This is a genomic window from Bartonella sp. B10, from assembly GCF_053794435.1.
Genome location: NZ_CP200030.1, coordinates 692957 through 717858, shown reverse-complemented (window position 1 = coordinate 717858; position 24902 = coordinate 692957). Strand labels below are relative to the sequence as shown.

General features: G+C 37.3%; 22 protein-coding genes and 1 pseudogene. 14 read left to right on the top strand and 9 right to left on the bottom strand.

Features of this window, described 5'->3' with window-relative positions; all coding sequences use genetic code 11:
* Positions 1-44 precede the first annotated feature (44 nt).
* A pseudogene (locus V3565_RS02975) lies at positions 45-1397 on the top strand (malic enzyme-like NAD(P)-binding protein); the annotation flags it as partial.
* A gap of 388 nt (positions 1398-1785) precedes the next feature.
* Here the strand turns inward: V3565_RS02975 and secB are convergent.
* Positions 1786-2262: a protein-export chaperone SecB gene (gene secB, locus V3565_RS02970; RefSeq protein WP_455478822.1), complete on the bottom strand. Its 477-nt coding sequence runs from the start codon at positions 2260-2262 to the stop codon at positions 1786-1788.
* A gap of 106 nt (positions 2263-2368) precedes the next feature.
* Positions 2369-2863, bottom strand: coding sequence for an FxsA family protein (locus tag V3565_RS02965; protein WP_455478821.1), 495 nt, complete (start codon positions 2861-2863; stop codon positions 2369-2371).
* 183 nt (positions 2864-3046) lie between these two features.
* Here V3565_RS02965 and V3565_RS02960 point away from each other — a divergent pair, with 183 nt between their 5' ends.
* Together V3565_RS02960 and V3565_RS02955 are read left to right on the top strand one after the other, a co-directional pair.
* Positions 3047-3739 (top strand): Tim44/TimA family putative adaptor protein, encoded by a 693-nt coding sequence (locus V3565_RS02960; RefSeq protein WP_455478820.1) that lies wholly within the window; start codon positions 3047-3049, stop codon positions 3737-3739.
* Between the two features lie 54 nt (positions 3740-3793).
* Positions 3794-4366 carry a Smr/MutS family protein gene (locus V3565_RS02955; RefSeq protein ID WP_455478819.1) on the top strand — a complete coding sequence of 191 codons (573 nt, stop codon included), beginning with the start codon at positions 3794-3796 and terminating at the stop codon, positions 4364-4366.
* A gap of 336 nt (positions 4367-4702) precedes the next feature.
* Here the strand turns inward: V3565_RS02955 and V3565_RS02950 are convergent, their stop codons facing one another.
* The 3 genes from V3565_RS02950 to V3565_RS02940 are packed head-to-tail and all read right to left on the bottom strand — an operon-like array spanning position 4703 to position 7889.
* Positions 4703-5713 carry an Hsp33 family molecular chaperone gene (locus V3565_RS02950; protein WP_455478818.1) on the bottom strand — a complete coding sequence of 337 codons (1011 nt, stop codon included), beginning with the start codon at positions 5711-5713 and terminating at the stop codon, positions 4703-4705.
* Between the two features lie 29 nt (positions 5714-5742).
* Positions 5743-6678: an ornithine carbamoyltransferase gene (gene argF / locus V3565_RS02945; RefSeq protein WP_455478817.1), complete on the bottom strand. Its 936-nt coding sequence runs from the start codon at positions 6676-6678 to the stop codon at positions 5743-5745.
* Positions 6679-6680: 2 nt separating this feature from the next.
* Complete coding sequence (locus V3565_RS02940; protein WP_455478853.1) at positions 6681-7889, bottom strand: acetylornithine transaminase; 1209 nt, start codon at positions 7887-7889, stop codon at positions 6681-6683.
* 449 nt (positions 7890-8338) lie between these two features.
* Here V3565_RS02940 and V3565_RS02935 point away from each other — a divergent pair, with 449 nt between their 5' ends.
* On the top strand, positions 8339-8872 hold the full coding sequence (locus V3565_RS02935; RefSeq protein ID WP_455478816.1) for a GcrA family cell cycle regulator: 534 nt from the start codon (positions 8339-8341) through the stop codon (positions 8870-8872).
* A 554-nt stretch (positions 8873-9426) separates the two neighbouring features.
* Here the strand turns inward: V3565_RS02935 and ccmD are convergent.
* The 4 genes from ccmD to ccmA are packed head-to-tail and all read right to left on the bottom strand — an operon-like array spanning position 9427 to position 11778.
* Positions 9427-9678: a heme exporter protein CcmD gene (gene ccmD / locus V3565_RS02930; RefSeq protein ID WP_455478815.1), complete on the bottom strand. Its 252-nt coding sequence runs from the start codon at positions 9676-9678 to the stop codon at positions 9427-9429.
* Positions 9666-10445, bottom strand: coding sequence for a heme ABC transporter permease (locus V3565_RS02925; RefSeq protein WP_455478814.1), 780 nt, complete (start codon positions 10443-10445; stop codon positions 9666-9668). The genes ccmD and V3565_RS02925 overlap by 13 nt, the downstream gene beginning before the upstream one ends.
* A 45-nt stretch (positions 10446-10490) precedes the next feature.
* A complete protein-coding gene (gene ccmB / locus V3565_RS02920) occupies positions 10491-11156 on the bottom strand; it encodes a heme exporter protein CcmB (RefSeq protein WP_455478813.1) in 666 nt (221 codons plus the stop codon).
* Between the two features lies 1 nt (position 11157).
* On the bottom strand, positions 11158-11778 hold the full coding sequence (gene ccmA, locus V3565_RS02915) for a heme ABC exporter ATP-binding protein CcmA (RefSeq protein ID WP_455478812.1): 621 nt from the start codon (positions 11776-11778) through the stop codon (positions 11158-11160).
* A 295-nt stretch (positions 11779-12073) separates the two neighbouring features.
* On the opposite strand from ccmA, the gene acnA reads away from it, so the two are divergent.
* From acnA to cyoD, 10 genes are all read left to right on the top strand, one after another.
* Positions 12074-14761: an aconitate hydratase AcnA gene (gene acnA / locus V3565_RS02910; protein ID WP_455478811.1), complete on the top strand. Its 2688-nt coding sequence runs from the start codon at positions 12074-12076 to the stop codon at positions 14759-14761.
* 235 nt (positions 14762-14996) lie between these two features.
* Positions 14997-15263, top strand: a complete 267-nt coding sequence (gene rpsT / locus V3565_RS02905) for a 30S ribosomal protein S20 (RefSeq protein WP_455478810.1) — start codon at positions 14997-14999, stop codon at positions 15261-15263.
* Positions 15264-15966: 703 nt separating this feature from the next.
* Positions 15967-17541, top strand: a complete 1575-nt coding sequence (gene dnaA, locus V3565_RS02900) for a chromosomal replication initiator protein DnaA (RefSeq protein WP_455478809.1) — start codon at positions 15967-15969, stop codon at positions 17539-17541.
* A gap of 193 nt (positions 17542-17734) precedes the next feature.
* On the top strand, positions 17735-18856 hold the full coding sequence (gene dnaN / locus V3565_RS02895) for a DNA polymerase III subunit beta (protein ID WP_455478808.1): 1122 nt from the start codon (positions 17735-17737) through the stop codon (positions 18854-18856).
* Positions 18857-18876: 20 nt separating this feature from the next.
* The gene (gene recF / locus V3565_RS02890) at positions 18877-20013 is read left to right on the top strand and encodes a DNA replication/repair protein RecF (protein ID WP_455478807.1); all 1137 of its coding nucleotides are present in this window, start codon (positions 18877-18879) and stop codon (positions 20011-20013) included.
* Between the two features lie 55 nt (positions 20014-20068).
* The gene (gene aroQ, locus V3565_RS02885) at positions 20069-20542 is read left to right on the top strand and encodes a type II 3-dehydroquinate dehydratase (RefSeq protein WP_455478806.1); all 474 of its coding nucleotides are present in this window, start codon (positions 20069-20071) and stop codon (positions 20540-20542) included.
* Between the two features lie 105 nt (positions 20543-20647).
* Positions 20648-21619, top strand: a complete 972-nt coding sequence (cyoA, locus tag V3565_RS02880; protein ID WP_455478805.1) for a ubiquinol oxidase subunit II — start codon at positions 20648-20650, stop codon at positions 21617-21619.
* Between the two features lie 76 nt (positions 21620-21695).
* Positions 21696-23714, top strand: a complete 2019-nt coding sequence (gene cyoB, locus V3565_RS02875; RefSeq protein WP_455478804.1) for a cytochrome o ubiquinol oxidase subunit I — start codon at positions 21696-21698, stop codon at positions 23712-23714.
* A complete protein-coding gene (locus tag V3565_RS02870) occupies positions 23711-24376 on the top strand; it encodes a cytochrome c oxidase subunit 3 (protein ID WP_455478803.1) in 666 nt (221 codons plus the stop codon). The genes cyoB and V3565_RS02870 overlap by 4 nt, the downstream gene beginning before the upstream one ends.
* Positions 24376-24852, top strand: a complete 477-nt coding sequence (cyoD, locus tag V3565_RS02865) for a cytochrome o ubiquinol oxidase subunit IV (protein WP_455478802.1) — start codon at positions 24376-24378, stop codon at positions 24850-24852. Before V3565_RS02870 ends, cyoD begins: the two co-directional genes overlap by 1 nt.
* Positions 24853-24902: the final 50 nt, after the last annotated feature.

Here is a 24902-nt window from a genome sequence, read left to right as displayed (position 1 = left end):
ATTATCGAGCAGAATTTACACTATTTTGGAGAAAATTAAGTAAGATGAAAAACCGTGAGCAGGATCATAAAATGCATCAAATGGTTTACAGCGACAGTGAGTGGGAAGCTCTGGATTTTCATAGTCGTGGTCGACCTGGAAAACTTGAAATTGTTGCAACAAAGCCTATGGCGACGCAACATGATTTAGCACTTGCTTATTCACCAGGTGTTGCTGTTCCGGTTAAGGCAATCGCTCAGAATCCTGAGCTGGCTTACGATTATACAGCAAAGGGCAATCTTGTAGCTGTTATATCAAATGGAACCGCTATCTTGGGATTAGGTAATTTAGGTGCGTTGGCATCTAAGCCGGTAATGGAAGGGAAAGCAGTGCTTTTTAAGCGCTTTGCAGATATTGATTCTATTGATTTAGAAATTGATACGAATGATACAGAAAGTTTTATCAATCTAGTACGTCATTTAGAGCCTTCTTTTGGTGGTATTAATCTTGAAGACATTAAAGCGCCTGAGTGTTTTATAATTGAAAGTCGTTTACGTGAGATAATGAATATTCCTGTATTTCATGATGATCAACATGGTACAGCAATTATTGCAGCGGCTGGTGTAATAAATGCTTTATATTTAACTGGGCGAAATATGGAAAATACAAGGTTAGTCTGTAATGGTGCTGGTTCTGCAGGAATTGCTTGTATTGAACTTATTAAGGCGATGGGATTTTGCTCTGAAAATATCATATTATGTGATACGAAAGGCGTTGTTTATGAAGGTCGTGAAGATGGGATGAACCAGTGGAAATCTGCTCATGCTGTTCGAACGGATAAGCGCACTCTCTCCGAAGCTATGGAAGGTGCTGATATATTTTTTGGTGTTTCTGCAAAAGGTGTGATTACTCCTGAAATGGTAGATTCTATGGCATCTAATCCAATTATTTTTGCTATGGCTAATCCTGATCCAGAAATTACACCAGAAGAAGTTATGAGAGTGCGTAATGATGCCATTGTTGCGACAGGTCGTTCAGATTATCCGAATCAGATTAATAATGTTCTTTGTTTTCCTTATATATTTCGAGGTGCGCTTGATGTACGTGCATCTGTTATCAATGAAGACATGAAAATTTCTGCTGCAAGAGCTCTTGCAGCTTTAGCGCATGAAGAAGTACCTAATAGTGTTGTGGAAGCTTATAGTGGAAAACAGTTTAAATTTGGTCCAAATTATATCATTCCTGTTCCATTTGATCCTCGTTTGCTTTCTGTTGTTTCCGTTGCGGTAGCAAAAGCTGCAATGCAAAGCGGTGTAGCACGAAAGCATATTGATGATTTAGAGGCTTATGGACGTGATTTAAACGCTAGATTTGATATCGTTTCTTCTGCAATGCATGGTGCTCATAATTATATTCGATAAAAATCAAAACAAATTGTTTTTGCAACAAGTGAAGAAGAATAAGTGATGTAAGCATCCGTCTTTTATGTTTATAAAAATTTGGAGTAGTAAGTGCTTATGTAGCAATATCTATTTCTAGGATTAACAGCATCCATGAATATTATTAATAGTACTTAGGTATCATGTATATTTTGTAATTAATAAATTTTGCAAAAGTTTGCTGAAAAAACTACTGTCAGCCATGTTTTAATTGGATTAAAGCTATTTTTCTAAATTGTGCTATTTAGTAGAAACAACAACAGATGTTATCAGTATTGCTATATTAACTGCTGACTATACAAAAAAAATTTAAATAAACAAAGGCCACGGATGTTTCATGGCCTTTTTGATAATAAAAAACAAATTCTTAAGACGGTTGCTTTTGATTATTTTTTTGTTCTTCAGCAATGCGTTTTTGGAACAGAGCTGCAAAATCAATTGGATCAATCCACAAAGGTGGAAAACCACCGTTTTGGGTAGCATCGGATATAATTTGTCGCGTAAATGGAAACAAAAGACGTGGACATTCAATAAAAATCAGTGGCATTATATGTTCTTGTGGGATATTTTTAATATGGAAAACACCACCGTAGATCAGTTCTACATGAAACAACGTTTCAGTGTTATCGTTAGCTTTGACTGAGAGAGATAAGACAACATCATAATTGTCATCTTCAATGGGGTTAGCGTTAACGTTAATGCTAATGTCGATTTGAGGTGCCTTTTCGCGTGGACGCAATGAACTAGGAGCATTTGGGTTCTCAAACGAGAAATCCTTTAAATATTGAGTTAATACAGCGAAGATTGGTTCTTCGCTATTGTTGTTAATTTCACTTGCAGCCATACTACAAACCTCTCATCAAATGATATGTATTTCTATTTTAAATCGTAAAAATAGATCGGTTATCACGTCCTGCAAATGGTTGCAAGAAATGCTCTTCTTACCTGTATTATTTTTTATTCCAAGGTGACTCTTTAAAACCATAGATTTTGTTATCTTCTGTTTTAAGCTCAATTATTTCTGTAGATTCATTTTTAGTGTGGGCATCGTTTCTTGTGTAGGTATTGTTTTTGTTGCTAAATGATGAAAAGAAATACCAAACAATAGTATGGATTGGTTTTATAAGAAGTGATATTCCTAAAATATCACTTACAAAGCCAGGAAAAATAAGTAAAATCGCACCAATAATGATTAAAATATCATTGATGACATAATTTTCTATTGGATATCCTTGGAGAAAATTATTTTGTATATTGCTTAGAAGGTTGAGTCCTTTAATTCGCAACAAAATAATTCCTATTATTGCTGTTAAAACAACCAAGCTCAAAGTTGCTAAAATTCCAATTTCTTCTCCAACAAAAATAAAACCAGCAATTTCAACTAAGAGAACACCGAGAGCAATAATGACAAAAAAGCGTAGATTTATAGGATAAGATTTTATCACATGAAGATTCCCTTCTTAAAGCTTATTATAGAAAATTATAAGAGCTATCCTTTGTGAATTACAATTAAGGGTTTATAAAAATAATTTGAATAATAGATTCCTTATTTTACATGTTTATTGATAAATGATATTGACTGCAATGTTTATTATAGATCATTTTGAGTTTGGAGATTGACAGTGCCTATGGAATTTGATGTTGTACTTGTCGTAGCTCTCGTTATTATGGTTGTTGTTTTTGTGCAACTCCGTAATGTGTTAGGAAAACGGATTGGTTTTGAAAAACCTCCCTTTGATCCTTATTCCGGTAATTCTAAAAAACATATTGATGCAGAAACGACAGATAATGTTGTTTCGTTCCCTCATAAAGTCAATTCGCACAAGAGTGATTTTAGTGAAATTGATGCGATTGCGTCAGCAGGGAGTGCGCTGAATGAAGGTTTACGGGCTATTCGCCGGAGTGATTCTAGTTTTTCTCCTCAATTTTTCATAAAGGGTGTTCAAGTTGCTTATGAAATGATTGTAACAGCTTTCGCTAAAGGTGATCGTGATCAACTGAGGAAATTGCTTTCTCCAGATGTTTTTGAGAATTTTTGTGCAGTTATTGAGCAACGTGAAGAAAATAATGAAAGAGTTCAATTTACTTTTGTTGGGATTAATAAAGTTGAGTTTATTTCAGCAGCAATGCAAGAAAAGGAAGCATTTTTAACTGTTCGTATTGTTAGTGAAATGATTTCTGTGAGTTACAATAAACAGGAAGAATGTATAGATGGCGATCCTAATACAATTGTAGAAGTTAAAGATGTTTGGACCTTTGTTCGCAATAGCTTATCTCCGGATCCAAATTGGAGACTTTTTGCAACAGAAGATGAAAGCTAGAGCATGTTGTCATAGAATCATATCAAGGAAATTTATTAGAGATTTATGATTTAAATGGCCAATGGCGAATGGAGACAAAAGAGAGATTCGTTAATTTCTCAGGATCGTCTTTTGTGGGAGATGGTTTGTCGTACTACAATACCTCTTCATGGTAAGTTGCATTCTTCTATTTCAGAAAATACAGCAAATATTAGTAAAAAACAGAATGTAACACAGTCCTTTCCTTATTCTCAGGAAAATCAACAAAGGTTAATAACGGTTAAAAGAAAAAAGGAGATGGCTGTAAAATGTCACGAAATTTATTTTTTCGATCGTGTTACACGTCGTAAAATGGCCAAAGGCCACTATCCTATAGAAGCTTGTCTTGATCTTCATGGTTATACGCAAGAGGAGGCGTATTTTTTCTTGAAAGAATTTTTACAGTCATCTCAGAACAAAGGGTTTCGTTATGTGCTTGTGATAACAGGCAAAGGTCAATCGTATGGGAGTGATGGTGCTCTAGCTAAGTTTATACCTCGTTGGTTATCAACGCCGGCTTTTCGATATTATGTTCATGCTTTTGAGAAAGCTGCTTGCCATCATGGTGGTGGTGGTGCACTTTATGTTCGATTGCGTCGTGTTATGTAAGGGAAAGGAGTATTATGCTGTTTAGTTGTATCAATTCCAATGTTGGTCGAGTCGCAGATCGGTATTGTGTAAGCGATATTTTTTCAGAAAATGTATAAGAATAAGAAGTTTTTTGTGATACTTTGCGTGGTTATATGTAATTTTTATAGATAATGACTCAACTATAGCAATTTTGTAAAAAGTTGCTGTTGTTGCGGGTAGTTGGGTGTTTGTGAATTCTGAGGAGAAAGATAAGCAAAATATTCTGTTGTTGGTGTAAGTTCACTGTTAGACATCAATAGCGTGGTAAAATGGATGTTAGATACAATTAGTATTGTTTTCTATAAAGAGTGCTCGTCATGTTTTTTCGCTTGAAAGTTCTTGTGGTTTAAAACGATAGATTGTTGAGCAAAACTCACATGTAACTGAAATGTATTGATTTTCTATTAGTTGGGAACGTTCATTAGCGGGAAATTTTTCCAATATTTCTTTAATTTTTTCGTGTGAACACGAGCACCGATCTACGATAAAAATAGGATTGAAAACCTTGACGCCTTGTTCATGAAAAAGGCGAAATAGCAGCTGCTTGCTACTGATTTGTGGATCTGTTAGTTCCGAATTTTCAATAGTTGCAGTCAATGCTGTTGCTTCTTGCCATTGATTTTCAAGTTGGGAATGGGTTTTAATTTGTTCTGTTTTTTGGAGGAAGCTATATGTCTGATTATGATGTGATGATTGAGGTAAAAATTGGGTCAAAATACCTCCTGCTCGCCAAGTTGTCTGTGATTTTCCTTGTGAGTCGCGATTGATCAAAACAGCAACTGCTAGACGGATATCAGTAGGGATTTGTTCTGATTGATCAAAATAGGTACGGGAAATTTCTTGTAAATTTGATCCATTTAATTCAACTATTCCCTGATAGCGTTGCGTATAAGGGACTTGATCGATAGTGAAGGCTAAAGTTCCTGTTCCAAGAAGTATTTCTGAGGATGTTTGATTTTTGGCTATCGCTTGTTTGAGCTTTTCTTCATCAAAACGAGCATAACCACGCAAACTAGAGGGAGGAGAAAAATCACACACCAACATGTTAACCGGACCATTAGAATGAGTTTGTAAAATAAATTTTCCCTCAAGTTTTATGGAAGTTCCAAGCAAAACAGTTAAAACTAAAGCTTCTGCTAGAAGGTAAGAAACAGGTTCAGGATATTGGTGTCTTGTGAGAATAGAATTTAAAGTTTCTCCAAGTTGTACAGCTCGTCCACGAATATTAAGCTCTTCGACCTGAAAAGGAATAACGACATCATCTTCATTAAAAAAAGATTGATTGCAAATGGTTTCTTCTTTATTTTTTTCATATTTTCCATTCATATTTTTTTGTTTCTGATTTATTTTACAAACTATTGTTTTGATAAAAATGTATCTTGTAAACACCAGGAAAGAATTGCTTTTTGAGTATGAAGGCGGTTTTCTGCTTCATCAAAAACAACAGAATTTGGCCCATCTATAACGGTATCAACAACTTCTTCACCCCGATGAGCAGGAAGACAATGCATGAAAAGAGCATTGGGCTTTGCTAATTTCATTAAAGCTTCATTAACTTGATAAGGTTGAAAAATAGTATGATTACGGGCACGAAATTCTTGTCCCATAGAAATCCATGTGTCGGTTATAATGCAGTCAGCATTTTCTGCAGCATTTTGTGGATTATGGGTGAGCATAATGTTCGCTCCTCGTTCACGTGCCCATAGGACAAATTTTTCTTGCGGTTCACTGCCTTTTGGAGTAGCAATGTGAAGATGGAAGCCAAAAAGAGCTGCAGCTTCTATTAAGGAGTGAAGCACATTATTGCCATCTCCCATCCACGCGAATACTTTTCCATAAATTGGTCCGCGATGTTCTTCGTAAGTTAGGATATCTGCTAAAATTTGGCAAGGGTGTGTATCATCGGTAAGTGCATTAATGACGGGAATTTGTGCGTATTGTGCTAATTCAAGCATCCTATTATGTTTTGTTGTTCGCAGTGTAATGACGTCTACAAAACGTGATAGAACGCGCGCTGTGTCGGCTATGGTTTCACTATGACCAAGCTGCATTTCTGAACCTGTTAGCATTATCGTGTGTCCACCTAGCTGGTGCATACCAACATCAAATGAAACACGGGTTCGTGTAGATGGTTTTTCAAAAATCATTGCTAATGTTTTGCCAACAAAGGGTTTTAAACCTTTTCCTTCTTTGAAAGTTGCTTTGAGAGTTTTTGCATAATCGACAATAACCCGTGCCATGTGTGGAGTTAATACGGATAAGTCGGTGAAGTGATGAAGAGAATGTGTCATGTTTATGATATTGGTCTTTTTTTGTTTATGTGTGATAGACGGGTAATTGCTTTTTCGATACGATATAATGCTTCACATACTTCTTTTTCAGTGATGATAAGAGGGGGTAATAAGCGTACAGTATTATTGCTAGAACCGACACTTAAAACATATTCATTTTCAAGTTCATGAATGACTTCATCTTGAGGGATCACACATTGAATTCCTATCATTAAACCGATGCCTCGAATGGCACAAATAATATCAGGATAAACGTCAAGAATAGCTAAAAGGCCTTCTCTTAGTTTATGTCCCATGTGTTGAACATGATGAAGGAAATTCGTGTCTAAGACAACATCAAAGATACTGTTGCTGACAGCCATACCAAGCAGGTTTCCTCCAAAAGTTGAGCCATGGGTTCCAGGTGTCATACTTCGGGCAACTCGGTTTGTTGCAAGACAAGCTCCTAGTGGAAATCCTCCCCCAATACCTTTTGCAAGAGTTAAGATATCAGGCGTGATATCACTCCATTCATAAGCAAAAAGTTTTCCTGTACGTCCGATGCCAGTTTGAACTTCGTCTAAAATCAGTAAGAGATTATTATCATCACATACTTTACGTAAAAGTTTCAAAGTTTCATTAGATACCGTTCGCAGCCCTCCTTCTCCTTGGATGGGTTCGATAAGGATAGCTGCGGTATTTTGATTAATGGCATTATGCAAAGCAACTTCATCAAAAAAAGGAATTTGAATAAATCCGCTAGCCTTTGGTCCAAAACCCTCAAGATATTTTTCTTTTCCTGTAGCAGAAAGTGTTGCGAGTGTGCGTCCATGAAATGCACCTTCAAATGTAATAATTTCAATACGTTCTGGATGACCAGATGTATAGTGATAGCGTCGAGCCGTTTTAAAGGCACATTCCAATGCTTCAGCACCAGAATTGCAGAAAAAAACCTTATCAGCAAAACTATTTGCACAAAGACGTTCCGCGAGTTTTTCTTGTTCTGGTGATTGAAAAAGATTGGAAACATGCCACAGTTTTTCTGCTTGTGTTTTAAGAGCATCGACTAGTTTTGGGTGAGCATGTCCTAAGACATTTACGGCAATACCAGATGTTAAATCAAGATAACGTTCTCCTTTATCAGAAATCAGCCATACACCCTCACCTTGTTTGAAATGTAGATCTCGTCGAGTAAAGCATTTGTAAAGTGGCTGTATAGCAGTGGAGTTCATCATTATTTCCTTCATGTTTTAAGTTCTGCAATACAATAAACAAAATGCTGCTGAATCTATAGAGGTAGAGATAATATACATCTCATCATAACAAACTAGTGCATTAATTGACTAAAAGTCAATTAAGGTTTTACGTAGGATATATTTGTATAAAAAATCTCAAGTATAAATGGCAGTTTGACCTGTAATTAGTTTGCAAGTTGGGGAAAACATTTTAAATAGACTCTTCAAGCAGTGAAAGACTCTTGTCATGGAGACAATACATATTGTAGTTTAAACTAGCAAGAGAGGTTGTGTTTCAGTTTGTAAATTTCGGAAATTGAGTGGAATTTTTGCGCTCAAATTAATGTATAAACACCCTTTAGTTTGGCTCAATTAAGAATATGATTGGGATGTTTGAAAGTGTGTAGGGCGGATCTCAAAAAGATGATCGGAATGGAGTGCTGGTTATGGGTTGGACATGTGAACGTGTTGAACTTTTGAAGAAGTTTTGGAGTGAGGGTTTAAGTGCAAGTCAAATTGCAGCTCGATTGGGTGGGGTAAGTAGGAATGCAGTAATTGGTAAGGTACACCGGCTAAAATTACAGGGTCGAGGCAAGGTGGCGCAGGTAGTGTCACGTGCACAAAAGACGCTTGCAGATGTGAATACATCTACTGCAAAGGTGCGTCGTACAGCGTCTGTTGCATTGCCATCGAGTACTGCGTCTTGTAGTGTTGGGGCAACCGCTTTAAAGATGGAATTTGTAGCTGAGGATGTGACAGAAACTGATATATCTGAAAAATCAAATGTTGTTGTACCTATGTCACGCCATCTTAATCTTTTGCAGTTGAGTGAAAATACGTGTAGGTGGCCTGTTGGAGATCCCTTGTTACCGGATTTTCATTTTTGTGGCGCCGATTCAGGTGAAAATGGTCCTTATTGTGATTTTCATGCCAAAGTAGCCTTTCAGCCAATATCTGAGAGAAAGCGGGTAAGAGTATAGTATTCTCTCTAGTCTGTGTGAGATTTTTTACTTTGTCATTAGATTTCAGTTTGAGTATATAATCCGCTATTAGAAGGACATTTTGCTAGGACGTACATTTAGTCAGTCAAGAAGCTTTTTGATAAATTTGCTATGTTTGGGGAGATAAGATATTTAGAATGAAGATTAAGTTTTCGGTGATTTGTGTGCTCCTAAGTTGGTTTCTGTGTGACCTATAGCGTTGAATCGAGAAGATTATTAAAAATGGTCAGAAAGTTTTAGGTATCCCCTCTGTTATCTGTGCAATCAATTTCAGTAAGACCAAGGTTGTGCTTTCGCTATAAGGTAAAAGCCCAGTTCCTAAAAATTAATTAATATTGCATGGTAATTTTAATTGTTTTTGTGTTAAGGCAAAGGAAGATTAATTTATAGGATGGATCTTTCAGTGAATAGATTGAAGATAAGATAAGCATTGTTGAGATATTGTTTCTCTACAAAATTGAAAAAAATACAATTAAGAAGAAAAAGAAAAAATAGTTTAAAAATTCCCAATAAAATAGAAAAAGGCATATTTTTTAAGTACGGTAGGGGTGTTTTTCATTATATTTTTTTTTCCAGAGTTGTTCTTTTTCTTTCAACTGTCGCAAAATTTTTTTTTGGTGCATATTTTTGCGAAGGATGTATCCTATAAGACAAACAAGAGAAATTGCGGAAATTATATAGCTTAAAATAACAATTTGCTCATGGCAAAGGGTAGTAAGAAAAAGATCGATTTTCTGAGATAAATTCCCTAAAATGCTACTTTGTATGTTATTTAATCTGAACATGATGAAGAATCTGCGTGTTGTGCACAATGAGTTTCTTTGATTTGAAGAATTTGAATATGACGAGCTGTGATTTCATTCTGCATGGACATTAGGTATAAAACAATAAACATAAGAGTAAAACACAATATCATCGTTATGAGTGGGCATAACATGGCATAGTCAATTGTTATGCCTCCTGAACGTAAAAGAGATGCTGGTTGATGGAGTGTATTCCACCAATTAACAGAAAATTTTATAATGGGAATATTGACGAATCCAATGAGCGTCAGAATTGCTGTGGCACGCGCAGCTGTTACTTTGTTATCGAAAGAGCGAGAAAGAGTGACAATGGAAAGGTAAACAAAAAATAGGATCAAAACTGATGTTAGTCGTGCATCCCATACCCACCATGTTCCCCATGTAGGCTTTCCCCAAAGCGCCCCTGTTACCAAAGCTAAAGCCGTAAAGATTGCACCAATAGGTGCCCCACATTTTAGTGCTACATCAGCAAGACGATGTTTCCAAATCAGACTTTCTAGCGCAGCGACACTTATTATTGTATAACAGAATGTTGATAACCATGCAAATGGTACATGAATGTACATAATCCTAACAGTGATTCCTTGTTGATAATCATCAGGGGAGTACATCACTAAAACAAGCCCCATGATAAGAAAGCACAATGTCATTCCAGTTAACCACGGTAAAACAATCCTGCTTATTTTCATGAACCAAGTTAGGCTTGTAGGGAACGGTTCAATTTTATGCTTATGAGACATTCTGTTCATGAATTTACAATAAGCGGACTTTTGTTGTGTGGCAATCATCTTTTATTATTCGCATAAATATTTGAGTATGACAGCTGTAATAAAAGAGCTAAAAAGACTTAAGATGAGAGAAAAAGCAGCTAGAAGAGCCAAGGAAGTTAGAAAAGAAGCATTTGGATTTGTTGGGGATGTTGCAGCTGCAACGCCAAAAATTATGATTGGAATAACCCACGGCAAGATAATGATGAAAATAAGAAGAGTGCTATGCAGTAATGATATTGCTAATGCAGCTCCAATAGCACCTATAAAAATGAGAGCGGGTGTTCCGCATAAGAGGGTAAGTATTGTTGTAAAGGTTATCGTTGCATCTAAATTGAGCATCAACGCCAAAATAGGGGTTACAAAAATGAGAGGAAGCATAGTTCCTGCCCAATGCGCAAGGCACTTTATTAATACAATAAGTGTTAAGCTCTGTCGTTGCCCAAAGAGGATGAATTGGTCAAGATTTCCATCATCACGATCCACTTGAAACAGTTTGTTAAGATTTAGAAGTCCTGCTAGAAGGGCTCCAAACCATAATATTCCTGGACCTATTCGTGCAAGAATTTCTGGATCTGATCCGATAGAAAAGGGAGTTATCACAATCACAGCGATAAAAAATAAAAGGCCTGTTAATGAAGAAGCTTGTGGTATTAAAGTCAATCTAAAATCACGCCAAAATAGTGCTTTCATTTTATTCTCTCCTAGGAGGTAAAAAATTTTCTAAAGCAATTTTGTTGTTTTCTGGAATTCCAAGGGGATTATGGGTTGCCGCAATAATCATTCCGCCGTAGTTGAGATGAGTCTGGAGAAGATTGGTCAGGGTAGTTTGAGAGGGGTGATCAAGTCCAGATGTTGGTTCATCCAAAATCCAAATGGGACGGTAAGATAGCAAAAGGCGGGCAATGGCTACACGTCTCTTTTGCCCAGTTGATAGGACATTGAAGGGTAAATGTTCAAGATCAGAAAGACCAATGTCTGCAAGAGCCTCATGTGGGTGACGTAGAGGTTGTCCATAGAATGATGCCCAAAATTGTAAATTATCAATGACAGATAAAGAAGATTTCATAGCATTTTGTGTGCCTAAATAATGGCATGCAGTTGCTACAGGGTATAATTTGTCGTTGTTCTTAAGTATTACGTGACCTTCTGCAGCTTCACGAAGACCAGCGATGATTCGCAATAATGTAGATTTTCCAATACCATTCGAACCTGTTATTGTCATAAGTTGATGTGGGAATAAACAGAAAGAAAGATCTTGAAACAGAATTTCTTCGTTTCTATGTGCTGCCAAATCTTTACCAGATAACACCATATGATTTCCTGTTTCACCTTTTTTATGATATTTATCTCATTATAAGACAAAAAAATACATTTTTTATGTAATTGTATCTAGAATAGTTCTAGGAATAGTTTTATAAATCATATGTTACACATATTCCGGTGTAGAACAATTTTTAGCGCCGATTTCTAAATTTACTGATAATAAAGGTAAAGGGGAAAATGGATGGTGGAGGTGACTTCATCCACGTTCGGGCTGTGACCTTGAATCACGGTTTGTATATTCATTCTGGGAAATTGGATGGTTTGTAGTGTGAGGGTGGATAGTTATGTCTCGAGTTGATAGCTTTAATTGTTGCAGAATTTTAGATGTTGGTGGCAAAAAATATACTTATTACAGCTTGATAGAAGCGGAAAAAAATGGGCTAAAAGGTGTTTCGCGTTTACCATTTTCGATGAAAATTATTCTTGAAAATTTATTACGGTTTGAAGATGGTCGCACAGTTAAGAAAGAGGACATTTTAAACGTAGCTAAGTGGTTAGATGATAAAGGCAGTGCGGGTGCAGAAATTGCCTATCGCCCTGCGCGTGTTCTTATGCAAGATTTCACAGGTGTTCCTGCAGTTGTTGATTTATCTGCGATGCGTGACGCTATGGTCAAACTCGGAGATAATGCTGAGAAAATAAACCCCTTAATTCCTGTTGATCTAGTCATTGACCATTCGATTATCGTTGATAATTTTGGTAATCCTATGGCTTTTAATGAAAATGTTGAACGTGAATATGAGCGCAACGGTGAACGTTATCGTTTCCTTAAGTGGGGACAGCAAGCGTTTCGAAATTTTCGTGTTGTTCCTCCAGGAACAGGAATCTGTCATCAGGTTAATTTGGAATATTTAGCACAATGTGTGTGGATTAAGGATGAGGGGGAGAAGCCGACGGTTTATCCTGATACGTGTGTGGGAACTGATTCACATACAACTATGGTGAATGGTTTGGGAGTTTTAGGCTGGGGTGTAGGTGGTATTGAAGCCGAGGCAGCAATGTTAGGGCAACCTGTTTCTATGTTATTACCTGAAGTGATTGGTTTTCGTTTGACAGGAATGCTTAAGGAAGGTGTGACTGCTACTGATTTAGTGTTGATGGTTACACAAATTTTGCGAAAAAAAGGTGTGGTTGGTAAATTTGTTGAGTTTTTTGGTCCTGGTTTGGAGCATATGACATTGGCTGATCGGGCAACAATTGCGAATATGGCGCCTGAATATGGTGCGACATGTGGTTTTTTTCCAATTGATAAGGAAACTGTTCGTTATCTTAATATGACAGGGCGCGATGAACATAGAATCGCTTTGGTTGAGGCTTATTCTAAAGCACAAGGGATGTGGCATGACGAAATGATAGTCGATCCTGTTTTTAGTGATATAATTGAATTAGATATGGGGAGTGTCGTACCTTCTATGGCTGGTCCTAAGCGCCCTGAAGGACGTGTTGCATTAGAAAGTGTTGGGCAGGGTTTTGATGCTGCATTGGCCAATGACTATAAAAAGACTGTTGGAAAAGATAGTCGTTATAGAGTTGAGGGTGAAGAGTATGAACTTGGTCATGGTGATGTAGTGATTGCGGCTATTACTTCTTGTACAAATACATCAAATCCAAGCGTTCTCATTGCTGCAGGTCTTTTAGCACGTAATGCTGTGGCGAAAGGTCTTAAGAGTAAGCCATGGGTTAAAACTTCTCTTGCTCCTGGTTCTCAAGTGGTTGAAGCTTATCTTCTCAATTCAGGTCTTCAAAAAGATCTAGATGCACTAGGATTTAATTTAGTAGGTTTTGGGTGTACAACATGTATTGGAAATTCTGGTCCTTTATTACCAGCTATTTCTAAGACGATTAATGATAATGGTTTAATTACTTCTGCTGTTCTTTCAGGAAACCGCAACTTTGAAGGACGTGTATCACCTGATGTGCAGGCAAATTATTTAGCTTCTCCACCGTTAGTTGTTGCGCACGCTTTGGCAGGGACAGTGCGTAAAAATTTAGCTACGGATCCTATTGGTGAAGACTCAGATGGTAAGCCAGTTTACTTAAGAGATATTTGGCCAACTTCTAGAGAAATACAAGAAGTTATTGAAAAGAATGTTACACGGAAGATTTTCGTTGAAAAATATGCAAATGTATTTAAGGGGGATGAAAATTGGCAAAAAGTTCAGGCTCCCACGGGTGTTACGTATTCTTGGGATGAGCAATCAACATATGTTCGTAATCCGCCTTATTTTGATGATATGCAGAAAATTCCTAATGTGTTATCAGATATTAAGGATGCGAGGATTTTGGGTTTATTTGGTGATAAAATAACAACAGATCATATTTCTCCTGCTGGTTCTATTAAAATTGATTCTCCTGCTGGAAAATATTTGATTGAGCATGGTGTTAAAGCAGCTGATTTTAATCAATATGGAACTCGTCGTGGGAATCATGAAGTTATGATGCGTGGGACTTTTGCCAATATTCGTATTCGGAACTTTATGCTAGGAGAGAATGGTCGTGAAGGAGGCTATACAGTTCATTATCCATCAGGAGAGGAACAAGCTATTTATGATGCAGCGATGGCATACAAGCGGGAAGGAGTTCCGCTCGTTGTTTTTGCTGGTATTGAGTATGGAAATGGATCCTCCCGAGATTGGGCTGCTAAGGGTGCTAATCTTCTTGGTATAAAAGCGGTGATTGCTCAGTCTTTTGAACGAATTCATCGCTCTAATCTTGTCGGTATGGGGATTGTGCCTTTTGTGTTTGAGTCGGGAGAAAGCTGGCGATCTTTTGGTTTAAAAGGAGATGAAAAGGTAACGATTGAAGGGATTCATGATTTAAAACCTCGTCAAAAGACAGTAGCAACAGTTGCTTTTGCTGATGGAACGGTAAAAGCTATTCCATTATTGTGTCGTGTTGATACTGAAGACGAGCTAGATTATTTACATCATGGTGGCATTTTGCAGTATGTTTTGCGTAATTTGGCAATATAAATTATTGGTGAATTATGTTTGTCCGTTTGGGTGTGTTTGTTCACTATGAGGTTGGATATCCAAGAATTGATCAAAGTTTTTTATGCTCATCTCTGAGAATTCAATTGACGTTGGCTTTATGATTGCGTTATAAATCCTAATTTATTAGGAGTTTTTCAGTTTTGCTTAGATTTTTTTGTTGATAGAGATGCTATTCATGTTGTTTCTATCAATAAATTGAAAGAGAGAGATATTTATGGCGAATACATCTTCTGCTCAAAAAGCTGTGCGTAAAGTTGCTGTGCGTACGCAGATTAATAGGGCTCGCCGTTCGCGCGTTCGTACTTTTATGCGTAAATTGGATGATGCTTTAGCAGGTGGCGATAGAGCATCTGCGGAAGTTGCATTTAAGGATTTTGAACCTGAGATTATGCGTGCGGTTTCTAAAGGTGTTTTTCATAAAAATGCTGCGGCGCGTAAAGTGTCACGTTTAGCGAAGCGTTTGAAGGCTCTTAGCAATTAAGCTTTTTTATTTTATTTAAGAATCACGCTGGTATCCTTTTGGGTACTGGCTTTTTTCTGTTATTTTAAATAGCACTCAAATCTCCTGAGAGAAGAAATAATCTGGCAATTTTTTTGGTAAAAGATAGGGCTAATGCATAGAATTTTGACGGTTATCCACAAGCTCTGTGGATTTTTACCGAGTCTTTTTTGTCAAGCTTTTTTTATTTTTTTTTTCAATATGAATAAATTATTTATTATTGGTAAATTTGTAAAAAAAAAATGAATTGAATCAATTATTTTTCTCATTTTTTTTTACATTGGAAGATTTATAGCAGTTTTTTATTGGCTTTTGATTTTATTTTGACCTCTTGCATTTTACCTCTGCTGTTTTGTATGCTCTCTAATGGAAACTAAATACATAAGGCTTCTCAGTTGATTGTTCTGTGTTGGGTATAAGTTGCTTTAGCTTGTGGGTTGTATAAAACCTCGTGTTGTATAGGTTTTCTAATGCGTTTTTCGGTTTTCCTGGTTGGTATGTTTTTTCTTCTAGATATCATGCCGTTAGTACAGGTAAATGTTATTGGCCATCTTTGTTGGTGGGGTTGTAATGAGGTATCCTAGGGGGGGATTAATGATCTTTTGGGGTAGGGTGTTCTTGCTTGTGCTAAGTTAATTTTAGCTTTTTGGTGGGACAAGATTTTGGTTTTTTATCGGGATGAAAGATGGTGGATAAATTGAACTCTAAAGCTAGTTCCTTTAAAAGGGTTTCAGTAGATGTTCTGTCGACAGAGGGAATAATAAACAATAAAATGACGACAGATATAAGTGAGTTAGTTGGAAATAATGCTTCTGTTGAGCATCCAATTGTCTCAGAGGAGGAAGGTTCCGCAGCTTTTGCGCGTGTGATGGCGCAACTAAAGGCTCAGGTTGGAATCGAAGCTTATACGAGTTGGTTCGGTCGTTTAAAGCTTGCGGAGTATAACCGTAATCTCGTGAAGCTTTCTGTGCCTACAGCATTTTTACGTTCGTGGATTAACAATCATTATGGTTCTCTTTTGACCAGTTTGTGGAAACAGGAAAATTCATCGATTCTTCGTGTTGAAGTTATAGTTCGCAGCATGAATCGCGTTTCAAAAAGTGCAATATGCGGATCTAGTGCAGATTCTGTTGTTGTAGAAGAGTTAACACCTTCATCTTTTGTTAAGAGTTATGCTGAGAATTCAGTTAAAGATGCTCAAACAGGGGTTTTTGGTTCACCGCTTGATTCTCGCTATACTTTTGAAAGTTTTGTTGAGGGTTCTTCTAATCGTGTAGCTTTAGCTGCTGCACGTTCGATTGCAGAAGGGCATAAAAGTGCTTTGCGGTTTAATCCTCTTTTTATTCATGCATCGGTTGGTTTAGGAAAAACACATTTGCTTCAAGCTATTGCTTCTGCTGCGCTAAAGCGTTTAATTCCTACGCGAGTTATTTATCTGACGGCTGAGTATTTTATGTGGCGTTTTGCAACGGCTATCCGTGATAATAATGCTCTTTCCTTTAAAGAACAACTTCGCGATATTGATCTTTTGATTATTGATGATATGCAATTTTTACAAGGGAAGTCGATACAGCATGAATTTTGTCATTTGCTTAATATGTTACTAGATAGTGCAAAGCAAGTTGTTGTAGCTGCTGATCGTCAACCAGCAGAATTAGAATCTCTTGATCTTCGTGTTCGCTCCCGTCTTCAAGGAGGAGTAGCTCTTGAAATTGAAACGCCAGATTATGAAATGCGTTTGAAGATGCTGCGTCAACGATTACAGGTAGCGCAACAAGATGATAGTATGGTTACAATCCCTGATGATGTTTTGGAGTATATTGCTAAAACAGTTTTGGGATCTGGGCGCGATATTGAGGGGGCATTTAATCAGTTACTATTCCGTCAGTCGTTCGAATCTGATTTATCTTTAGAGAGGATTGATGAATTATTGGGTCACTTAACACGTTCAGGGGAGCCTAAGCGTATTCGGATCGAAGAAATTCAGCGTGCGGTCGCGCGTCATTATAATGTTTCTAAGCAGGATTTGTTGTCTAATCGTCGAACTCGTACGGTCGTAAAGCCACGGCAAGTTGCTATGTACTTGGCAAAAATATTAACACCTCGCTCATTGCCAGAGATAGGGCGTCGTTTTGGAGGGCGTGATCACACAACAGTTTTGCATGCTGTTCGTAAAATTGAAGATTTGGTTTGTGATGATCAGACACTGGCTAAAGAGCTTGAATTGCTTAAGCGGTTGATTGGAGAGCAAGCTGCATAGTGTTTTTGGTTTGTCCTCTTATTTGTGGAGAGTATCGTGAATAATGAATAAAGATGTCTGTTTTGTTTATGCAGTAGTTACTTGCTATTTGAGCAGAGATTAAATACAGTTTGGTAGACGATTTTTTTAATGATCTGTTGTTTTTAATTGCTATAATTCCTATAGTTCCTAGTAAATTATAACGAGGATTTTTATGCGTATTACAGTTGATCGTAATCAGCTTTTCAAGTCTCTTAGTCGTGTTCATCGCGTGGTTGAGCGGCGTAATACTGTTCCCATTCTATCAAATGTGTTGATTGATGCAGATAATGGTAGTGTGCAGTTGAAAGCAACGGATCTTGATTTAGAGATTACAGAATCTTTTAAGGCGAATATTGAACAAGCGGGAGCAACAACCGTTCCAGCGCATTTATTGTACGATATAGTTAGGAAGCTTTCTGGTGGAAGTGAGGTTGTATTATCGGTTGATATGAGTCAAGCAGGTACAATGTCTGTTATTTCTGGTTGCTCTAATTTTCAGCTTCAGTGCCTTCCTAAGACAGATTTTCCAGAATCTCTTCCAGGTAAGTTTGGTTACTGTTTTTCTATACCAGCATCGAGTTTAAGGCGTTTATTTGAGTGTACACAATTTGCAATTTCTACTGATGAGACTCGTTATTATCTTAATGGTGTCTATTTTCATGTTGTTGAGGATGGTGTTTTAAAGCTTCGTTTAGTTGCTACTGACGGTCATCGTTTAGCACAGGTTGATATGGAAGCTCCTTCGGAGATTGATGGTATGCCTGGTATAATTATTCCTCGTAAAGCTGTAGGAGAATTGCAGAGGCTACTTTCGGAAGAAGTTGAGAGTGATGTGTGTATAGAGCTTTCAGAAGTAAAGATTCGTTTTTCTGTGGGATCTGTCGTTTTTACATCAAAGTTAATTGATGGAACATTTCCAGAATACCAACGTGTTATCCCTATTGGGAATGATAAAAAGTTAATTGTAAACAGGCAGGATTTTTCTTCTGCAGTTGATCGTGTTTCAACTATTTTAAGTGATCGTGGACGTGCTGTGAAGTTAGTAATGGAGCATGGACAATTGAGACTCATCGTTAATAATCCTAGTTCAGGGAGTGCAGAAGATCAATTAGCCGCAACTTATACATCTGATCCGCTTGAGATAGGATTTAATTCGCGTTATCTTTTGGATATTACTGGACAACTTTTGAGTGATGATGTTGTTTTTATGTTTGGTGGGGCTGGGTCTCCAGCTTTGATTCGTGATAATGATAATGCAGATGCGCTTTACGTGCTGATGCCTATTCGCGTTTAGGAGCAATTGTTTTGCAGTGCATGGCTGGCCATGTGCACAAAGTGTCAGTAAGGCAGCTAAAACTATCACGTTATCGCAATTATTATTCTTTTAATATTTATTTTTCAGGTCAGCATGTGGTTTTTACTGGTCATAATGGTGCTGGCAAGACTAATATTTTAGAAGCGCTGTCTTTTCTTTCTCCTGGTCGTGGTTTGCGGCGTGCGGCTTATTCCGATATTAGTTTTGCAGATGGTGCGGGGAAAGGATTTGTTATATTTGCTCGTCTTCAATGTACTCTTTATGGCGAAGTGAATATTGGTACAGCTTTGGAGATGAATGATAACAGTCGAAAAGTACATATTAATGGTGTGAATAAGATAAGTGATTGCTTAACGGATTATTGCCACATTAGTGTTTTGACTCCTTCTATGGATGGTCTTTTTACAGGTTCTTCTCTTGAGCGTCGCCGTTTTTTGGATCGTATGGTTGTAGCTATTGATCCGTTACATGGTCGCCGTATAGTAGATTATGATAAGGTTATGCGTGCGCGTAATCGTTTGTTTTTAGACGGAAATAAAGATTGTGCTTGGTTTGATGCTCTAGAAACCCAGATGGCAGAACTAGCAACAGCTATTGCTGCAGCGCGTATAGATGTTATTCGGCTTTTGAATGATATGTTTGCAAAAACGTCAATTTATACACCGTTTCCACGGGCTTTTTTGCAAATTGATGGTTTTTTAGAAACAGCGCTTGGCAAAGTATCAGCAGTTGAGGTTGAAGAGCAATTTTATGATCGTTTACAGAAAAATCGTGCTATAGATCGCGCTGCTGGGCGAACATTAGAAGGCCCTCATCGCACAGATTTTCAAGTTTTTTATGCTGATAAAAACATGGCTGCGACATCTTGCTCAACAGGTGAGCAAAAAGCTTTATTGATAGGTTTGGTTTTATGCCATGCGCGTTTAACAGGTATGATGTCAGATAAGGCGCCCATTCTTCTTCTTGATGAAATGGCTGCACATCTTGATTCTTATCGGCGTGCTGCTTTATTTGATATTCTTGATGATTTAGGTGGGCAAACATTTATGACAGGAACAGATCGCACTTTGTTTAATGCTTTAAAAGGACGGGCAGAATTTTTTGAGATTAAAGATGGAGTTTTATCACAGCCATAAATATGTTTAGAATTTTTTTACTACTAAGGTAAGATCGAGAAAGAGATGTACACCTATGTCTAAAATTATAACAGTTTTAAATGGCCCTAATTTAAATTTTCTTGGTAGACGTGAACCGGAAATTTACGGCACTGAAACTCTAGAAGATATTGAACAATTTTGCAGAGAATGTGTAACAAGATTTGGTATGACATTACATTTTTATCAAAGTAACTGTGAAGGTCAATTGGTAGAATGGATACAGGCAGCAATTGGAGTGAGTGCTGGATTAATTATTAATCCAGCTGCTTATAGTCACACATCTGTTGCAATTCTTGATGCTTTAAAAATGTTTTCTGGACCCATAGTAGAAGTTCATTTATCCAATATTTATAAGCGTGAGAGTTTTCGTCATCAATCTTATGTTTCTGCCGGTGTGGATGCAGTTATTGTTGGGTGTGGCAGTAGGGGGTATTATTTTGCGCTTGAATATATTGCTAAGCAACTTAAATTTGATATAGAAAGGGAAAGATTGTATAATGTTGATTGAAGTATTTGAGTTGACTTTATAGTTATTTTTGAGCAGGTAGCTTATGTGAAGGTATTGTCGGGTATATTGATGACAATTTTGGTATGTATTATGGGATAAATCAGAATGAGAAATTTTGTTAAGCCAATAAGAATGCTCATGATTTTGGGTATGTTATTGCTTTTATCCAGTTGTAAAGTTGATGTTTTTCAGCCAGCAGGGTATGTTGCGCGTCAACAGCTCATTTTGATTGTTGTTTGTATTTTTATTATGCTTTGTGTTGTTATTCCAGTAATGGTTAGTGTGGTGTTTTTTGCCATCAAATATCGCGCATCGAATACAACATCGGATTATTTGCCTGATTGGGGGCATTCAAATAAAATTGAAGCTTTTATGTGGGGTGTTCCAATCGCCATCATAATGGTTTTAGGTTCATTGACAGCTTATTATACTTATAAACTGAACCCTGCAAATTCTCTTCCGGTAGAAATAGCTGGTGAAGGAAAACCGCTACAGGTGGATGCTGTCGCTCTTGATTGGAAATGGTTATTCATTTATCCTGAATACAATATTGCATCGATTAATGAGATTTACGCACCCGAAGGTCGCCAAGTTTTGTTGCAGTTGACATCAGAGAGTTCTTTAAATGCCTTTTGGGTACCAAAACTGGGTACAGTTCTTTATGCTATGCCCCAGATGAGTGCAAAATTACACTTACTAGCTGATGAAAAAGGAGTATTTCAGGGGAGTTCAGCGAATTATAGTGGTGATGGTTTTGCAGGCATGCGATTTCAATGGCATTCTGTGTCTTTGCAAGATTTTAAAGATTGGGTTGTTAAAGCTCGTGCTGGTGGTCAAGTACTTGATCGAAAGTCATATCGTCAGCTTTCTGTGGCGCCTCGTATGGGTGATATTGCTGCAAAGGAAAAAGATGCTGAAGTTCGTTATTTTGCACCTGTTGAGAAACGACTTTACTATCGCATTGTCAATCGATGTGTTGATGAAAATACGGTTTGTAATGAAGATTTAATGAAGCGTGCTGCAGCCCAAACACTTTGGGGTGAACTTTGTTCTGTTTTTGATCCTGGTGTTATTTAGAGCATTGATCAAGAAAAAATCCTTTTTTTAAATAAGGTTTCGTTTAAACTGGAATTCGTTTTATATGGGTTGAGAAATGTTTGGAAGACTTACAGATCCTACAGCGGGTGCTTTTCATGCACTTTCACATGAGCCAATTGTTTTATATACGTGTATCGCGATTGTTTTGGTTGGCTTAGTTACTGTTGTTGCTTTGACAGCACTTGGATGGTGGGGAGTTTTGTGGCGCAATTGGATTACAACAGTCGATCATAAACGCATAGGCATTATGTATATCATTCTGGGAATTATAATGCTTGTTCGTGGCTTTGCTGATGCAATTATGATGCGGACACATCAAGCTTTTGCTCTCGGGAGTGAAGCGGCAGGTTATTTACCACCTGATCATTTTGATCAGATTTTTTCAGCTCACGGCACCATTATGATTTTCTTTATGGCTACGCCGATTTTATTTGGTCTTTTTAATTATTTAGTACCACTGCAGATTGGTGCTCGTGATGTTGCGTTTCCATTTGCAAATAATTTGGGGTTTTGGATTACTGTTGCAGGAGCAATGTTACTTAATATTTCTCTTGGTATTGGTAATTTTGGTCGTGGCGGTTGGTTAATGTATCCACCGTTTTCAGGATTGCAAAATAGTCCAGATACAGGTGTAGATTATTATCTGTGGTCACTTCAGCTTTCTGGTATTGCGACAACGATGGGTTCAGTTAATTTTGTTGCAACTATCATTAAAATGCGTGCTCCTGGGATGACAATGATGAGGATGCCTATATTTTGTTGGAGCGCTTTTGTCAGCAATATTCTCATTTTAGTCATTTATCCTGTATTGTCTGTAACACTTGCGTTGTTGGCGTGCGATCGTTATTTGAACATGAATTTTTTTACTAATGTTGCTGGTGGAAATCCAATGGTATGGATTAACTATGTTTGGGTTTTTGGTCATCCAGAAGTTTACGTTTTAGTTGTTCCTGCTTTTGGAATTGTTTCTGAAATTGTACCGGCTTTTTCTTCAAAGCGTCTTTTTGGTTATAATTCAATGATATGGGCAATACTGGTTATTTCAATTCTTTCACTTCTTGTTTGGGGGCATCATTTCTTTACAATGGGTGGGGGTGAAGCTGTGAATACTGCTTTTAGTATTGCTACAATGATTATTTCGATTCCAACAGGCGTAAAAGTTTTTAATTGGTTGCTGACTATGTATAAAGGTCGAATTCGTTTTGAACCTCCAATGCTTTGGTGTATGGGGATGGTCTTTACGTTTGTTGGTGGGGGGTTAACAGGTGTTTTATTGTCTATTGTACCTGCTGATTGGCAGTTCCATAATTCGCTATTTTTGGTAGCTCATTTTCACCATACAATTATTGGAGGTGTTGTTTTTGCCTATTTAGCTGGGCTAGCTTTTTGGTTTCCAAAGGCTTTTGGTTATAAACCGAATCGCTTACTGGGTATCGCGTCTTTTTGGTGTTGGTTTGTTGGTTTTTACCTTGCTTTTTTCCCGATTTATATGGTTGGCTTGATGGGAGCAACGCGCCGTCTTCAACACTACATGGAGCCTAGTTGGCAGCCCATGTTTATCATTGCTGCACTAGGTGCTTTTATTATCTTGCTTGGTATTCTTTGTTTTATGCTGCAAATTATTTTGGCAATTTGGTACGGTATTAAGCATAAGGGGCAATTACCAGTAACGTTGAATGATCCTTGGGGTGATACGCGTACGCTTGAATGGTCTATTTCTTCACCACCTCCTTCTTACAATTTTGCAATACTTCCAGAGGTGCAGGCTGAAGATGCTTATTGGGATATGAAGAAGAAAGGTTATCAACGTCCAATAAGTGGATTTTCAAAGATTCATATGCCATCAAACACATCAGCTGGAATTATTGCAGGATTTTTCTCGTTAATTGTTGGTTTTGCGCTTGTTTGGCATATTTGGTGGTTAGTTGCGATTGGATCAATTGGGTTTGTTGCAATACTTGTGTATCATTCGTTAACAGGGGATCATCACGGTTATTATATTTCAGCTGAAGAGGTACAGAAGACAGAGGATAATTTTACAGCTGTTCTTAAAGAACAAGGAGTAAGAGTATGAGTGCGACGATAACAGGTAATGCTCATGTAAATGAGCATCACCACGATAGCAGTTCTATAATGATATTTGGTTTTTGGATCTACATCCTTTCAGATTTGATACTGTTTTCTACACTTTTTTCAAGTTTTTCTGTCTTTTCTGCTTCTTATGGTGGAGGTAAGGCTGGTAATGAGTTTATTAATCTCAATTTTGTTTTAGTTGAAACTATCATTTTATTATTTTCTTCAATTACTTATGGAATTGCTATGATACAAGCACATAGGGGTAATCTCGTTGGTGTGCGTTCGTGGATGGCGTTTACTTTTGCTCTTGGTCTTTGTTTTATTGGGATGGAAGTATATGAATTCCATGAGCTTTTGGGTGAGGTATTTTATTACGATCCAAGTGCTTATGCTGGTATTGATCCTGCAACAGGAGTACAGTCTTTTGGGAAAGAAGTTTTATCTGCTTATTGGTCAGCATTTTTTGCTTTGGTTGGAACTCATGGAATTCATGTGACAGTTGGTTTATTGTGGATGATTGTTATGTTTTTGCATCTGCATCGCAATGGCTTGGATCGTGATAATAAGACACGCTTGACATGTCTTTCGATTTTTTGGCACTTTCTTGATATTGTTTGGATTGGTGTTTTTACCATGGTTTATCTGTTAGGATTCCTATAATGAATACGCATAATGAGACACATAGCTCCAGTATTAGTTCCTATTTAATTGGTTTTATTCTAGCTGTATTTTTTACGTTAGGCTCTTTTATTCCTGTGATGTATGGAATGATGGAAAGCTGGTTAATTAGTACAAAGGTTATGTATCTTATTGGAATGGCGCTTATTCAAATTATAGTGCAGATTATTTTCTTTTTGCATGTGAATGATGGTCCAGATGCAAAATGGAATCTAAGCGCCTTGTTGTTTACAGCTATGTGTGTTTTCATCATTATTGGAGGCACGTGGTGGGCTATGTGGCGTTTGAATTACAATATGATGGGTGGTTCAGGGCGTATTATTGAATCAGAAATATTAGAAATAGATGGCTCTGTATCAGAGAGAGAATTATCGGATACAGAAATACCTGTAGAAAAGTTCTCTGATATACAAGCTCCTTCAGAGGCGTTATCAGATACAGAAATGCCTGTACAGTAATTTTCAGATAAAGAGTGCTGATAGGCAAATTGTTTAGATGGTACCTGATT

Excerpts from the sequence above, each read along its gene's own strand:
- secB (WP_455478822.1), bottom strand. The coding sequence starts at position 2,262 with ATGGCTGCAAGTGAAATTAACAACAATAGCGAAGAACCAATCTTCGCT.
- V3565_RS02960 (WP_455478820.1), top strand. The coding sequence starts at position 3,047 with ATGGAATTTGATGTTGTACTTGTCGTAGCTCTCGTTATTATGGTTGTT.
- V3565_RS02955 (WP_455478819.1), top strand. The coding sequence starts at position 3,794 with ATGGCCAATGGCGAATGGAGACAAAAGAGAGATTCGTTAATTTCTCAG.
- V3565_RS02950 (WP_455478818.1), bottom strand. The coding sequence starts at position 5,713 with ATGAATGGAAAATATGAAAAAAATAAAGAAGAAACCATTTGCAATCAA.
- argF (WP_455478817.1), bottom strand. The coding sequence starts at position 6,678 with ATGACACATTCTCTTCATCACTTCACCGACTTATCCGTATTAACTCCA.
- V3565_RS02940 (WP_455478853.1), bottom strand. The coding sequence starts at position 7,889 with ATGAACTCCACTGCTATACAGCCACTTTACAAATGCTTTACTCGACGA.
- V3565_RS02935 (WP_455478816.1), top strand. The coding sequence starts at position 8,339 with ATGGGTTGGACATGTGAACGTGTTGAACTTTTGAAGAAGTTTTGGAGT.
- ccmD (WP_455478815.1), bottom strand. The coding sequence starts at position 9,678 with ATGTTCAGATTAAATAACATACAAAGTAGCATTTTAGGGAATTTATCT.
- V3565_RS02925 (WP_455478814.1), bottom strand. The coding sequence starts at position 10,445 with ATGAACAGAATGTCTCATAAGCATAAAATTGAACCGTTCCCTACAAGC.
- ccmB (WP_455478813.1), bottom strand. The coding sequence starts at position 11,156 with ATGAAAGCACTATTTTGGCGTGATTTTAGATTGACTTTAATACCACAA.
- ccmA (WP_455478812.1), bottom strand. The coding sequence starts at position 11,778 with ATGGTGTTATCTGGTAAAGATTTGGCAGCACATAGAAACGAAGAAATT.
- acnA (WP_455478811.1), top strand. The coding sequence starts at position 12,074 with ATGTCTCGAGTTGATAGCTTTAATTGTTGCAGAATTTTAGATGTTGGT.
- rpsT (WP_455478810.1), top strand. The coding sequence starts at position 14,997 with ATGGCGAATACATCTTCTGCTCAAAAAGCTGTGCGTAAAGTTGCTGTG.
- dnaA (WP_455478809.1), top strand. The coding sequence starts at position 15,967 with ATGGTGGATAAATTGAACTCTAAAGCTAGTTCCTTTAAAAGGGTTTCA.
- dnaN (WP_455478808.1), top strand. The coding sequence starts at position 17,735 with ATGCGTATTACAGTTGATCGTAATCAGCTTTTCAAGTCTCTTAGTCGT.
- recF (WP_455478807.1), top strand. The coding sequence starts at position 18,877 with ATGGCTGGCCATGTGCACAAAGTGTCAGTAAGGCAGCTAAAACTATCA.
- aroQ (WP_455478806.1), top strand. The coding sequence starts at position 20,069 with ATGTCTAAAATTATAACAGTTTTAAATGGCCCTAATTTAAATTTTCTT.
- cyoA (WP_455478805.1), top strand. The coding sequence starts at position 20,648 with ATGAGAAATTTTGTTAAGCCAATAAGAATGCTCATGATTTTGGGTATG.
- cyoB (WP_455478804.1), top strand. The coding sequence starts at position 21,696 with ATGTTTGGAAGACTTACAGATCCTACAGCGGGTGCTTTTCATGCACTT.
- V3565_RS02870 (WP_455478803.1), top strand. The coding sequence starts at position 23,711 with ATGAGTGCGACGATAACAGGTAATGCTCATGTAAATGAGCATCACCAC.
- cyoD (WP_455478802.1), top strand. The coding sequence starts at position 24,376 with ATGAATACGCATAATGAGACACATAGCTCCAGTATTAGTTCCTATTTA.